This is a genomic window from Agrobacterium sp. LAD9 (genome assembly GCF_003031125.1).
Classification (GTDB): Bacteria; Pseudomonadota; Alphaproteobacteria; order Rhizobiales; family Rhizobiaceae; genus Agrobacterium; species Agrobacterium radiobacter.
On the sequence record NZ_PHGS01000007.1, the window covers coordinates 486,236 to 499,262 of the forward strand.

Here is a 13,027-nt window from a genome sequence, read left to right on the forward strand (position 1 = left end):
CTAATTGTTTCCCTGAAATCGGCAATTACGCCGCCGGTCACTTTCGGTATCGCTTGGTAACGTCTTTCAAGAGGACTTTTTCTTCGCTTCCTTCAGCGCTTTTGCCCGCTCGCGCACGACGGTTGCCCGGCCCGGTTTCACTTCCTGACGCGCGCGTCCAAAAGCCAGCGCATCATCAGGCACGTCATCGGTAATCACGCTGCCGGAGGCGATATAGGCCCCCTCTCCAATGGTGACAGGAGCGACCAGCGACGAGTTCGAACCAATAAAACTGTTCGCACCAATGCGCGTTTCGGCCTTGTTGTAGCCATCGTAATTGCAGGTGATGGTGCCCGCGCCGATATTGCTGCCTGCACCGATAAAGGCGTCACCGATATAGGTCAGATGGTTGACCTTGGCGCCCTCGCCGATCTCGGCCTTCTTGACCTCGCAGAAATTGCCCACCTTGGAATTGGCATGCAGGTTCGCGCCCGGGCGCAACCGCGCATAGGGACCAACGGCCGCACCTTCCGCGACATGGGCCCCTTCCAGATGCGAGAAGGCGTGGATGACGGCGCCCGGCTCGATCGTGACGCCGGGACCGATGACGACATTCGGCTCGATCAGAACGTCCTGACCGATCTTCGTGTCGAAGGAGAGGAAGACGGTTTCGGGGGCAACCATCGAAACGCCGTCCACCATCAATTCGTGGCGGCGGCGCTCCTGCCAGAGCTTCTCGATAAAGGCCAGTTCGGCGCGGTTGTTGCAGCCGACCAGCTCGGCTTCCGGCGCATCGATGGCGACGGCGCGGCGTCCGAGAGAGCGGGCGATCTCGACGACGTCAGTCAGATAATATTCGCCCTTCACATTGCTGTTGCCGATCCGGTCGAGCAGGTCCAGCGCGTTGCGGCCGTTGATGGCCATCAGGCCGCTATTGCACCAGGTGACCTTGCGCTCCGCATCGGTGGCGTCCTTTTCCTCGCGGATCGCGACAAGTTCACCATTCTCGACCAGAAGCCGGCCGTAACCGGTCGGGCGATCGGTATGGAAACCGATGACAGCGACATCGGCGCCGGCGGCAATCGCCTCACGCGCCCGGTCGAGCGTTGCGGAGGTGATAAGCGGCACATCGCCATAGGCAATGATGAGATCATCGAAACCGCGTTCGAGGGCGGCGCGTGCGGCAAGAACCGCGTGGCCAGTGCCCTTGCGTTCCGTCTGCAGGAAAGCTTCGACCTGAATGCCCTTCATGCTTGCGGCCGCAGTGACATTGTCGGCATCGCGCCCGACCACCAGCGCCACCGTGCCGACGCCAGATCCAGCCACCGCCTCCACCACATGCGCGATCATCGGACGCCCGGCGACCGGATGCAGCACCTTGGACTTCGACGATTTCATGCGCGTGCTGTCGCCCGCTGCGAGAATAATGGCTAGAGAGCTGCGCTCCATAAGACCTCCAACACCCTGTCGCCGGCCGCATGGCGGCCAGGACGGCGGCATATGTTTGACTTCACGCCGTCCGGCAAACAAACGGGCGCATCGGTAATTTCATTCCGGAATTGCTATAACGGCGGCCCACTTAAGAAACCATGCAAATCTGCACCAAATTTCCGCACCGATTTTCATCAAACGTGATTGGAAGAGGGTCGCATCCCGCTCCCGCAGTTTGAGTTATCGCGGGGTATTGCGGGCAGTGAATTCCAGCACCTGCTGGCGGCCGTTCTCAATCAGCCTTTCCATTTCGCGGCGCGCCGCGGCCTCATCGCGCAGGCGAAACGCCTCGACGAGCCTCAGGTGGGAGGCGGAAACGTCGGAAATCTCATTGGGATCGGTATCCGGGTTGCTCATCCGGAAAATACCAACCAGAGCCGCCTTTATCAGCGAACCGACGGTGCGCATGAACGGGTTGCCCGACATTTCGGTGATGAGCACATGGAAGTTCATATCCGCAAGAGCGCGCTTTTCCTTGGAATAGGCCGTGTTGCCCATCTCGTTAGCATAGGCGGCGAGCTTGGTGATATCGGTGTCCTTTGCCCTGATAGCGGCAAGGCCCGCGCCATAGGGTTCGAAAGCCTGACGGATATCATAAAGATGCAGCAGAAACTCGTCGCTGACACCAGCCTCGAAATGCCAGAGCAGCACTTCGCTGTCGAACATGTTCCAGCTCTCGCGCTCCGTCACCCGGGTGCCGATACGCGCCTTGGGTGAAATCATGCCCTTGGCGGTGAGCGTCTTCATCGCTTCGCGCAGCACTGTGCGCGACACTTTCAGCCGCTCCATCAGCTCGGCATCACCGGGAAGGATGTCACCCGTCTTGAAGGTGCCGGAGACGATATCGAGACCGAGCTTGTGAACGACCTGTGCATGATTTGTCCGCAGCTTTCGAAAACCGATCGCCGCATCGAGCATTCCGCGCTGCAAGTGCCATATCCTTCCGTTCGGCTGGCGATCTCGAAAAAATCGCGCCAGACGTGTGTATCTCAAGTCAGATTATAGTGAAAAACATCAAGTCGCGTGAAAAGCAAAGGTAAACTTCATCCATGCAGTAAAACGCATGAAAATAAGCAAGGCCGCACATGACACATGTGCGGCCTTGCCTCAATAAGGATAGATAATCCGCATTATTGCGGCAGCTTGTCGTCCACGCCGGCAACGTAGAAGTTGAGGCCGAGCAGAACCTTGTCTTCAGCCTTCTCGCCAGCCTTCAGCCATTCCGAACCGTCCTGCTTCTTCACCGGACCGGTGAAAGGATGCAACTCGCCCGACTTGATCTTGGCTTCGGTTTCCTCGGCCATCTTCTTCACGTCATCAGGCATGTTGGTGTAGGGCGCCATGGTCAGGATGCCGTCCTTCAGGCCGTCCCAGATGGATTCGGACTTCCAGGTGCCGTCCAGAAGAGCCTGCGTGCGCTTGATGTAATATGCGCCCCAAGTGTCCTTGATCGCGGTCAGCTGCGTCTCCGGACCGGCCTTGATCATGTCCGAAGCCTGACCGAAGGCCTTGATGCCGCGTTCGGCTGCAACCTGCATCGGTGCTGTCGTGTCGGTGTGCTGCGTCAGGATGTCGACGCCCTGGTCGATCAGCGCCTTGGCGGCATCGGCTTCCTTGCCGGGGTCGAACCAGGTATTGGCCCAGACGACCTTGACCTTGAATTCGGGATTGACGGACTGCGCACCGAGAACGAAGGCGTCGATGCCCATCACCACTTCCGGAATCGGGAAGGACGCGATGTAGCCGGCAACACCCTTCTTCGACATCTTCGCGGCGATCTGGCCCTGAATGTAACGGCCTTCATAAAAACGCGAATTGTAGGTCGCGACGTTTTCAGCGGTCTTGAAGCCGGTGGCGTGCTCGAACTTCACCTTGGGGAACTTCTGGGCAACCTTCACGGTCGCATCCATGAAGCCGAAGGAGGTGGTGAACACCAGTTCGCAGCCGGAACGGGCCATGCGCTCGATGGCGCGTTCGGCATCCGGGCCTTCCGGAACGCTTTCGAGGAACGGCGTTTCGATCTTGTCGCCGAAGTGCTTCTGCAGCTCTTCGCGGCCGATTTCATGCGCCTGCGTCCAGCCGCCATCGGTGCGGCTGCCGACATAGATGAAGCAGACCTTCTTGGCGTCGGCGGCTTCAGCGGAGGAAACAACGCCTCCAAGCGCCGCGATGGAAGCGGCAAGTGCGATGACCAGTTTTTTCATTTTTACCCCTGTTGGTTTGGAGACGTGAGAATGCTTCACCTGTCCGGCACGAAGGATTTGCCCAGCGATGCCGGTGTATTGATCAAGGTCGTGCGGCGATTATGCGAGATGATGACCAGCACGACAATAGTTGCAAGGTAAGGTAGCGCCGAAAGCAGTTGCGACGGCACCCCGATGCCGAATGCCTGCGCATGCAATTGCCCGATGGAGACGGCGCCGAACAGATAACCGCCCGCCAGAACCCGCCATGGACGCCATGACGCGAAAACGACGAGCGCCAGCGCAATCCAGCCGCGCCCGGCCGACATGTTTTCCACCCATTGCGGCGTATAGACGAGCGACAGCTGCGCCCCGGCAAGACCGGCACAGGCGCCGCCGAACATGACAGCCAGATAACGCGTGCGGATGACGTTGATGCCAAGCGCATGGGCGGAAGCGTGACTGTCGCCGATAGCGCGGATTTTCAGGCCCGCGCGGCTTTTGAACAGAAACCAGCCAGTGCCAAAGACCAGCGCGATGGACATGTAGAAGATCAGATCCTGCCGGAATAGCAGCGGACCAAAGAAGGGAATCTCCGACAGCAGCGGAAAGACGATAGGCTGCAGCTTGACGCCCGGCAGGCCAACGAAACTTTCGCCCAGCATGCCGGAAACACCGAGGCCGAGAATGGTAAGCGCAAGGCCCGTCGCCACCTGATTGGTGACGAGCGTCAGCGTCAGGAAGCCGAACAGCAGCGAGAAAACCGCGCCGGAGGCGATGCCGGCCAGAATGCCGAGATAGGGAGACCCCGTCATATGTGCAGTGGCAAAAGCGCAGACCGCGCCCATGATCATCATGCCCTCTACGCCGAGATTGAGGACACCGGATCGCTCCGTCACCAGCTCGCCGGAGGCGGCGATGACCAGCGGTGTCGCGGCGGTAATGACGGTGAGGAGAATGGCCTGAAGCATATCCATCATGCCGCTCCCTGGCTGTTATGCGCCTTGCCGGTGAAGACGACCCTGATGCGGTAGAAAATCAGCGTATCGCAGGACAGCACGAAGAACAGCATCAGCCCCTGGAACACACGCGTCACCTTGTCCGACACACCAATCGAAAGCTGCGCCGCCTCGCCGCCCAGATAGGTCAGCGCCAGCACCAGCCCTGACAGAATGATGCCAAGCGGATTGAGACGGCCGAGAAAGGCGACGATGATGGCGGTGAAACCATAGCCCGGCGAAATGCTGGGCTGTAGATGGCCGATGGAGCCGGAGGCCTCAGATATGCCCGCAAGCCCTGCCAGTGCACCTGACAGCAACAGCGAAAACCACACCATGCGGCTTGACGAGAAACCGGCAAAACGCCCGGCCCGCGCCGATTGCCCAAGCACGGTGACCTCGAAGCCTTTCAGCATGTAGCGCATCATGAACCACAGCGCGATTGCCGCGACGATGGCGAAAACGAAACCCCAATGCGCACGGCCCGACGCCAGCATTTCCGGCAAGACGGCGCTTTCGTTGAAGGGCTTGGTCTGCGGGAAGTTGTAGCCGCCGGGATCGCGCCAGATGCCGCGCGTCAGCCAGTCGAGAAAAAGCTGCGCGACATAGACCAGCATCAGGCTGACGAGGATTTCGTTGGTGTTGAACTTCGTCTTCAACAGCGCCGGAATACCGGCATAAAGCGCGCCGCCGATGGCGCCCATCACCATCATCAACGGCAGGATGAGCGGCGAATGCCAGTCGGGATAAAGAACCGGCAGAATGGAACCGGTGATCGCGCCGATGGTGAATTGCCCTTCCGCGCCAATGTTCCAGTTATTGGAGCGATAACAGATCGATAGCCCAACGCCGATCAGGATCAGCGGTGCGGCCTTGATCGCCAGCTCGTGCAGCGACCAGACTTCGAGCAGCGGTTCAACGAAAAAGGCATAAAGCGCATGAGCCGGATTTTTGCCGAGCATGGCGAACATGACGGCGCCGACGAGCAGCGTCAGCACAAGCGCCAGAAGCGGCGAAATAAGGGTGAAAAGCTTCGAGACCCCTGCCCGTTTTTCAAGCTCAATGCGCATGCTGGGCGGCTCCCGAATGTGACGCGTTAATGCCGCCCATCAAAAGGCCGATCTTTTCAAGCGTCATGTCTTCCACCGGATAGGCCTCGGAAAGCTTGCCGTCGGAAATGACCGCGATATTGGTGGCAACCTCGAAGATTTCATCGAGATCCTGGCTGATGACGATGACGGCCGAGCCCGCCTTGGCAAGATCGACAAGCGCCTGACGAATGCGGCTTGCGGCACCGGCATCCACACCCCAGGTCGGCTGGTTGACAACAAGCACGGTCGGCTGACGATCAAGCTCGCGCCCGACGATGAATTTCTGCAGGTTGCCGCCGGAAAGCGAGCCCGCCAGCGGATCGGCCCCGCTTTTGCGCACATCCATCGTTTCCGAAATGCGCCGCGCCGCCGCCCTGATCGCCGAGCCCCTGACGATGCGCAGGAAACCGCCGGTCAGAAACGCCTTGCGGTCGGAGCGCGCCCGCGCCAGCAGCAGGTTGTCGGAAAGGCTCATGCCGGGAACGGCGGCGTGGCCGTGACGTTCTTCCGGCACAAAACCCGCGCCCATCAGGCGACGGCCATTGATGCCGATGCGACCGACCGGCTTGCCGCGCAGGTGAATAGCATCGTTGTTATAGACCGGATATTCGCCCGAAAGCGCATCGAACAGCTCGCCCTGCCCGTTGCCGGCCACGCCGGCAATCGCCAGCACTTCCCCGGCGCGCACCTGCATGGAAATCGATTTCAACGCCACGGCAAAGGGCGTGCGTGGCGCAACGGAAAGCCCCATGACCTCGATCTGCGGTTGGCCGAGCGCCTCGCCCGTCGGGCGCGAAACGCTTGCGACATCGCTGCCGACCATCATGCGCGCCAGCGATGCCGGCGTTTCCTTGCGCGGATCGCAGGCGCCGGTCACCTTGCCATGGCGCAGAACAGTGGCGCGGTCGCAGATGCGCTGCACCTCTTCCAGACGGTGGCTGATATAAAGCACAGAGCGGCCTTCGGCCTTCAGCTTCTCCAGCGTTTCGAACAGCTTGTCAGCCTCCTGCGGCGTCAGCACCGAGGTCGGTTCGTCGAGAATGATGAGGCGCGGGTTCTGCAGCAGGGCGCGGACGATCTCGATCCGCTGGCGCTCACCAACCGAAAGATCGGCTACATGCGCATAGGGATCGAGCGGCAGGCCATAGGCCCGCGACAGCGTTTCCGCTTCCCTGGCGATTTCTTTCAATGAAATTTTAGGGTCGAGCGACAGGGCGATGTTTTCAGCGACCGTCAGCGCCTCGAACAGGGAAAAATGCTGGAAGACCATGCCGATGCCGAGTTGGCGGGCCTCGCTTGGCGAGCCCACGGAAACCGGCTGGCCCTGCCAGATAATATCACCCTCGGTTGGTGCGAGAACACCGAACAGCATCTTGACGAGCGTGGATTTGCCCGCACCGTTTTCACCCAGAAGCGCATGAATTTCGCCCGGCGCAATATCGAGATCGATGCCGTTGCAGGCGGCGAAATTGCCGAACAGCTTGGTCAGCTTGCGAACGGACAGGAGAGGCACGGCCTCCGGCGCCAAAGTTCCAGTCACGAGTTCCCTCTCTCACCGACCATCCATGCCTTCTTCGAGGCGTTTCTAACGATCGCGGTCATTGTTCCCAATCGGACGCCAATGCGTATGCAATTTCATCCAATCAAGACTTATTGATAACGGTTTTGCTGCTGCGCACAACTGAAAAAGAAGTCGCTTAAATGCGATTTGCACAAGCAATAAACGGCTTTACCTTTTTCTTATTTCGCACCGAGCGAGGGGAAAAACTGCAATATTCCACCGACGCAATAAAGATAGATGCCACTGACCACGAAGCCGATCACGGCCCAGCTCGGGGTTTCGAAGTGCGTCAGCAGCGCATAACCGCCAAGCGCGCACCAGATGAACACGACAGCCAGATTGAGCGGCCGCAATCGTTTCACCCGCACCGGATGCAGGAAATTGATCGGCAGGAATGTCAGGAACACCGAGACGGTAACGACGATCATGGCCGTCGTTGCGCTGGCATCCATGACGAACAGGGTGAACACCACCATGTTCCACACCACCGGAAAGCCGGAGAAGAAATATTCGTCCGTCTTCATGCCCATATCGGCATAATAGATGGCGCTGGACACCACGATCATGCCGGCCGCCACGAAGGACAGCGGCTCGCCGATCATGCCGCTCTGGTAAAGCGCAAAGGCGGGCAAGAGCACATAGGTGACGTAGTCGATGATATTGTCGAGCGTATCGCCGGACCAGTTGGGCAGAACTTCCTTCACCCGAACCTTACGGGCGATGGGTCCGTCGATACCATCGACCAGAAGCGCAAGCCCTAGCCACCAGAACATGTCGACGAAACGGTGTTCAGCCGCGGCAACGACGCCGAGAAAGGCCAGAAACGAACCGGAAGCCGTGAGCATATGAACGGAAAAGGCGCGGATTTCCGCGTAGGGAACACGCTTGTAGTTGAAAATTTTCATGGTCAGCGTCTGCGCCCCGTTTTTCATCCGCCCTGCTTATTCCGGTATGCGGCCATTCACCACGCTTTGCAACCGGCTCAATCCGCTTATCCTAAGACTAATATAACAGGGCAACCAACGAATCTTCGCAACCGGATGTTCCGGAGCCGAAGTGGATTTACCCGCGCAAAGCCATTATGATGCTTTGGAAATAACAACGGATCAGGACCATGAGACACTTCGATATCGCCATAACAGGTGCGGGACTTGCGGGCCAGATCGCGGCCATCGCGCTGGCGCGGGCGGGCCGCCACGTGGCGCTCATTGCACCTTCAAGCGACAGGAAGGACCAGCGCACCACGGCGCTGATGGACCAGTCCATCCGCTTCATGGACCGTCTCGGCCTCTGGTCACGCATCGCGCCATCAGCCGCACGTCTTTCCACCATGCAGATCATTGACGGCACCGACCGGCTTCTACGCGCGCCAACCGTGCAGTTCCGCTCCTCCGAAATCGGGCTCGATGCCTTCGGCTGGAACATTCCCAACGAAGCGCTGCTTGGCGTTCTGAGCGAAGCGGTTGAGCAGGAACACAATATTACCCGCCTCGACGCCACGGCCGAGACGATCGACATCGGCAACGACCGCGTATCGGTGACACTTGCAGACGGCGAAACACTCTCGGCCGATTTCCTCATCGGCGCTGATGGCAGGAAGTCGATGGTGCGGGATGCAGCCGGCATCGGCGTCAAATCCTGGTCCTATCCGCAGACGGCCATTGTTTTGAACTTCGGCCATAGCCGGTCGCATGGCAATGTCTCGACGGAATTCCACACGCCAACCGGTCCTTTCACCCAGGTTCCCCTGCCCGGCAACCGCTCCAGCCTCGTCTGGGTCGTTACCCCGCAACAAGCGGAGGAATTGACGGCGCTGCCGCTGGAAACACTCAGCCTCCGGATCGAGGAGCGCATGCAGTCCATGCTGGGCGCGGTAACCGTAGAGGACAGCGTGCAGGCCTGGCCGCTCTCTTCCATGACGGCACACCGCTTCGGCAAGGGCCGCGTGGCCCTGATCGGCGAGGCCGCGCATGGTTTTCCACCCATCGGCGCGCAGGGGCTGAACCTCAGCCTGCGCGACATCATCGCGCTGACGGAACTGCTGGGCGCGGTCTCCGACCGCCCGATTGCGGCCGATGCCGGCAGCAGCTTCGACCGCAGGCGGCGTGCGGACGTCTATAGCCGCACGCTCAGCGTCGATCTCCTCAACCGTTCGCTGCTTTCCGACCTGCTGCCGGTGCAGATGGCGCGCGCGGCGGGCCTGCACGTGCTTTCCGGCATCGGCACGCTCCGAAGCATGGTCATGCGCGAAGGCATCGAGCCCGGACGCGGGCTGAAGGCCCTGCCCTCACTGCTGTTCGGCAGCTTCAAAAAGGCTGGATGAAATACACCACGCCGGTCAGCGTGAAGACCGACAGCACCGTCGAAATCAGGATCGTCGCAGACGCCCTCTCCTGCCAGACGTGATATTGCTGGCCGATGACGAAGACATTCGTTGCGGTCGGCAGCGCTGCCAGCAGCACGGCCGAATAGATCCACACCGGCTCGAATCGCCCGAGCGACGAGAGCACGAGCCAGACGGCGAGCGGATGCAGGATCAGCTTTGCCGGCACGATATAGCTGATTTCCACCGGCACCCGTTTCATCGGCCGAAGCGCCAGCGTCACGCCCATGGCAAATAGCGCGCAGGGTGCTGCTGATTGCGCCAGATAATCCACCAGCCGCTGCACCGCCTCCGGCGGCTGCCATGACAGCGATGCGGCCAGAAAACCGGCGATGACGGATACGATGAAGGGATGGGTGATGACCTTGCGCGCCACATCCAGCGCAAGCCTTGCCGGAGAGCGTTTGTCGCCGCCCGCCACCGCCATCATCGCCGGGGCGACGATGAAATGGGCGGCGTTTTCAAGGCAGACGATCAGCGCCACCGGCACTGCCGCCTTTTCGCCGAGCGCCAGAAGCGCAAGGCCCGGCCCCATATAGCCGATATTGCCGTAGCTGGCCGCAAAACTCTGGATAGTGGTTTCGGCAAGACTGTTTTTCCGCACGAACCGGCCGATCAGAAATACCAGCAGGAAAATGCCATAGGTGCAGGCAAGGCTGGCAGCGACGAAATCCATGCGCGCCAGCTCTTCAACTGGCGTTTTCGACACCAGCTTGAAAAACAGCGCCGGCAGCGCCGCATAGATGATGAAGGTGTTCAGCCAGCCCATCGCCTCGACCGGCTGTTTCGTTATGCGCGCCGCACCATAACCGATGAAGATCAGGCCGAAAAACGGCAAAAGCAATCCGACGATATCGGTCACTATGTTTCCCCCGCAAGCAACTCCGGCGGGAGGCTTAACCGATTTTCATGAGGATCGGAAAGGTCTCCTGGAACCAGATCGCCACATTGGTGATAAAACCGGACATGAAAGCGAGACCGGTCAGCACCAGCAATACGCCCAGCAGCTTTTCCACGAGGCCGAGATGGCGGCGGAAGCGGACGAGGAAACGCATGAAAGAGCCGGAGAACGCAGCCGCGATCCAGAACGGCACGGCAAGGCCGAGCGAATAGACCGCAAGCAGCGCCGCACCATCACCAACCGTATCACGCGCGGCAGCGACACCCAGGATCGCACCCAGCACCGGACCGATACAGGGCGTCCAGCCGAAAGCGAAGGCAAGGCCCATGACATAGGCCCCCGAAAGCGTGGCCGGCTTGCCCGCCCCCTGAAACCGCGCCTCGCGCGAAAACAGGCCGATGCGGAAGACACCGAGGAAATTCAGGCCCATAAGGATGATGATGAAACCGCCGATCTTGGCGAGAATATCCAGATTCTGACGCAGGAGCGTACCGATCGTCGAGGCCCCTGCTCCAAGCGCCACGAAAACAGTCGCGAAACCAAGCGTGAAGAAAAAGGCCGAAAACAGCACGGCCCTGCGAATCTCCGGTCGGGGTGCTGTATCTTCCGTCCTGAACTGCTCGACCGAAACGCCCGCCATATAACAGAGATAGGGCGGCACCAGCGGCAGGACGCAGGGCGACAGAAAGGAAAGAGCGCCGGCCAGAAGCGCGCTGAACAGGGAAATATCGGCAATCGACAAGAAAGAACTCCGCATCCCGCAAAGCCGCCGCGATTCCTAGGATTCGCCGCCGCCTCACGCTTCATTTTCATGCATGTCATTGCTGCAAAAGGATTTCACCCGTCTGGCCGACATGTCTGCAGCCGGTTTTATCCCCAGCCGGCCCCTCTCTCCAATCACCTTTTCGGGGGTGCGACAAAAAAAACCGGATTGATTGTAGAAAGCGCTTTTTTTGGGTTGACCGAACGGATCGCTCTACATATGTTCCGCGCACTTCCGAAGGGCAACCAAGCCCCGACACGGGAGAGCGTAGCTCAGCCGGTAGAGCAACTGACTTTTAATCAGTAGGTCCAGGGTTCGAATCCCTGCGCTCTCACCACCTCAAATCTACACTTTCTGATATTCTGCAAAGAGTTATCACCACGAGTGACAGGACTCTGATGTGAGCGGAAAAGATGCGTTTGCAGTCTTAGGCTGTATCCATGGCAAGCCTGGTTTCAGAATACCCGCTGCGCGCATCAATCAGGCAACCGGCCCCCACACCGCCGTAGCAACAATCAGGGCTATCGGCTCAAACACCAACTCCCCAGGACGACCGGACCGTCTCTAAAACGTTTGGAACAGTCCTCAGGCATAAAGTTTCAGGCTCGGAAAGCATCGGGTTTGATATTCCGACAAACCCGGCCAAAGATCATTTGCGCTGGGCGGTACGGCGGCAGCGCCAGTTCCAGTCTCTTGGCTCACCCGTGTCCATATGGACCGATTCGGTATGGCAATAGGTGCCCACACCGCCGCGCTCCGGCAGGGAACGCAGATAGGTCGCAAGCTCCCATTTGGAGACGCCCTTGATCTGGATGTCGGCGGCATCGCAGGTATAGTGCTTGGAGCCCTGCCTTATGCCCTTTGGCGGGCGATAGCCCGAAGTGACGATCGCCGGGCTGTTATAGTGGCGCTCCACATCCTTGATCATCCGCACCAGTTCCGGCTTGAAGCAGCCAACTTCGACGCGATCCGTCTGCAGGAAAAGCCCGTTCGGGGCGACGCGGCTCAGGCCGGAGAGCGAGGCGAGTTTCATCAGGCCTGTCGGCTGGTCATCCTCTTCATCGAGATGGGCATCGTCAAACTCGTCGGACATGACAGAGCGGCCGGAAAGCGCAATGCCCATCGTCCCGTCCGCGGCTCCGGGCAATGATGCGACCTGCGTATTGTCCGCCGTGCCGCTTTCAATCATCTTGGGCAGGCGCTTCTTGGCCGCGCCGGCAAAAAATGCCGCAAGCGTCACGCCCTTACCGTCACCTCCCTGCGCCTCGCCCACCATCTTGGCAGCGTCCACGGCCGGCTGCGCCGCAACAGCCGCGAGCTGTTCCGAGGCGGACTGCGGCGCGGGCACAGGAACCGGCTGACGGTTTTCGCTATGCTGTTCCGCTGGCACCTGTCCGGCTGGCGGGACCTGAACCGGCGCTGATACCGGCTGAGGCTGCGGTTGCGCCGCCTGCATGGGCGCCGAATAGACGCTGCTGACCGCGGGAATGATTTTGTGAGAGTGAGCGCCCGTGGCGGCGGCCGTGCCGGGTGCACCTGCAGCACCGGCGGGCGCCACAGTGGAATAAATGCTTGTCGTCCCGGCGGAAATCGCCGTGGGCTGCGTCGTCAATCCGCCAATATCGGCGGCGGCGCCATAAGCCTGCGCCGGGCCGCCCGGCGCCTGGGCAGGCGCAG

General features: G+C 60.1%; 11 protein-coding genes and 1 tRNA gene. 2 read left to right on the forward strand and 10 right to left on the reverse strand.

Translation table 11 applies throughout. The features are described from left to right. Positions 1 to 66: 66 nt before the first annotated feature. The 7 genes from glmU to pcsA all read right to left on the reverse strand — a co-directional run bounded on the left by glmU (position 67) and on the right by pcsA (position 8,208). Complete coding sequence (glmU, locus tag DA915_RS09080) at positions 67 to 1,428, reverse strand: bifunctional UDP-N-acetylglucosamine diphosphorylase/glucosamine-1-phosphate N-acetyltransferase GlmU (protein WP_107675644.1); 1,362 nt, start codon at positions 1,426 to 1,428, stop codon at positions 67 to 69. A 222-nt stretch (positions 1,429 to 1,650) separates the two neighbouring features. Beyond that, a complete protein-coding gene (locus tag DA915_RS09085) occupies positions 1,651 to 2,388 on the reverse strand; it encodes a FadR/GntR family transcriptional regulator (RefSeq protein ID WP_003508015.1) in 738 nt (245 codons plus the stop codon). A 212-nt stretch (positions 2,389 to 2,600) separates the two neighbouring features. Next, positions 2,601 to 3,674: a BMP family ABC transporter substrate-binding protein gene (locus DA915_RS09090; RefSeq protein ID WP_003508013.1), complete on the reverse strand. Its 1,074-nt coding sequence runs from the start codon at positions 3,672 to 3,674 to the stop codon at positions 2,601 to 2,603. A 35-nt stretch (positions 3,675 to 3,709) separates the two neighbouring features. Further along, entirely contained in the window at positions 3,710 to 4,630 is a 921-nt protein-coding gene (locus DA915_RS09095; protein WP_003508011.1) for an ABC transporter permease, read from the reverse strand. Continuing rightward, the gene (locus DA915_RS09100) at positions 4,630 to 5,721 is read right to left on the reverse strand and encodes an ABC transporter permease (RefSeq protein WP_020809232.1); all 1,092 of its coding nucleotides are present in this window, start codon (positions 5,719 to 5,721) and stop codon (positions 4,630 to 4,632) included. Before DA915_RS09100 ends, DA915_RS09095 begins: the two co-directional genes overlap by 1 nt. Then, the gene (locus DA915_RS09105) at positions 5,711 to 7,270 is read right to left on the reverse strand and encodes an ABC transporter ATP-binding protein (protein WP_060724298.1); all 1,560 of its coding nucleotides are present in this window, start codon (positions 7,268 to 7,270) and stop codon (positions 5,711 to 5,713) included. Before DA915_RS09105 ends, DA915_RS09100 begins: the two co-directional genes overlap by 11 nt. Positions 7,271 to 7,482: 212 nt before the next feature. Beyond that, on the reverse strand, positions 7,483 to 8,208 hold the full coding sequence (pcsA, locus tag DA915_RS09110) for a phosphatidylcholine synthase (RefSeq protein ID WP_107675678.1): 726 nt from the start codon (positions 8,206 to 8,208) through the stop codon (positions 7,483 to 7,485). 209 nt (positions 8,209 to 8,417) lie between these two features. On the opposite strand from pcsA, the gene DA915_RS09115 reads away from it, so the two are divergent. Continuing rightward, positions 8,418 to 9,626: a UbiH/UbiF family hydroxylase gene (locus DA915_RS09115; RefSeq protein WP_107675645.1), complete on the forward strand. Its 1,209-nt coding sequence runs from the start codon at positions 8,418 to 8,420 to the stop codon at positions 9,624 to 9,626. Here DA915_RS09115 and DA915_RS09120 read toward each other — a convergent pair. After that, complete coding sequence (locus DA915_RS09120) at positions 9,610 to 10,548, reverse strand: AEC family transporter (protein ID WP_003507998.1); 939 nt, start codon at positions 10,546 to 10,548, stop codon at positions 9,610 to 9,612. The two genes, DA915_RS09115 and DA915_RS09120, sit on opposite strands and share 17 nt — an antisense overlap. A 34-nt stretch (positions 10,549 to 10,582) precedes the next feature. After that, the gene (locus tag DA915_RS09125; protein ID WP_003507996.1) at positions 10,583 to 11,329 is read right to left on the reverse strand and encodes a cytochrome c biogenesis CcdA family protein; all 747 of its coding nucleotides are present in this window, start codon (positions 11,327 to 11,329) and stop codon (positions 10,583 to 10,585) included. Between the two features lie 282 nt (positions 11,330 to 11,611). Between DA915_RS09125 and DA915_RS09130 the strand changes: the two genes are divergently transcribed. Continuing rightward, positions 11,612 to 11,687 (forward strand) — tRNA-Lys (locus DA915_RS09130). A gap of 312 nt (positions 11,688 to 11,999) precedes the next feature. On the opposite strand, the gene DA915_RS09135 is transcribed toward DA915_RS09130, so the two are convergent. Then, on the reverse strand, positions 12,000 to 13,027 hold a 1,028-nt coding region (locus DA915_RS09135), incomplete at its 5' end, for a YcbK family protein (RefSeq protein WP_107675646.1).

Bases quoted from the DNA above. Each gene is read 5' to 3' on its own strand.
- glmU (WP_107675644.1), bottom strand. From the start codon at position 1,428: ATGGAGCGCAGCTCTCTAGCCATTATTCTCGCAGCGGGCGACAGCACG.
- DA915_RS09085 (WP_003508015.1), bottom strand. From the start codon at position 2,388: ATGCTCGATGCGGCGATCGGTTTTCGAAAGCTGCGGACAAATCATGCA.
- DA915_RS09090 (WP_003508013.1), bottom strand. From the start codon at position 3,674: ATGAAAAAACTGGTCATCGCACTTGCCGCTTCCATCGCGGCGCTTGGA.
- DA915_RS09095 (WP_003508011.1), bottom strand. From the start codon at position 4,630: ATGGATATGCTTCAGGCCATTCTCCTCACCGTCATTACCGCCGCGACA.
- DA915_RS09100 (WP_020809232.1), bottom strand. From the start codon at position 5,721: ATGCGCATTGAGCTTGAAAAACGGGCAGGGGTCTCGAAGCTTTTCACC.
- pcsA (WP_107675678.1), bottom strand. From the start codon at position 8,208: ATGAAAATTTTCAACTACAAGCGTGTTCCCTACGCGGAAATCCGCGCC.
- DA915_RS09115 (WP_107675645.1), top strand. From the start codon at position 8,418: ATGAGACACTTCGATATCGCCATAACAGGTGCGGGACTTGCGGGCCAG.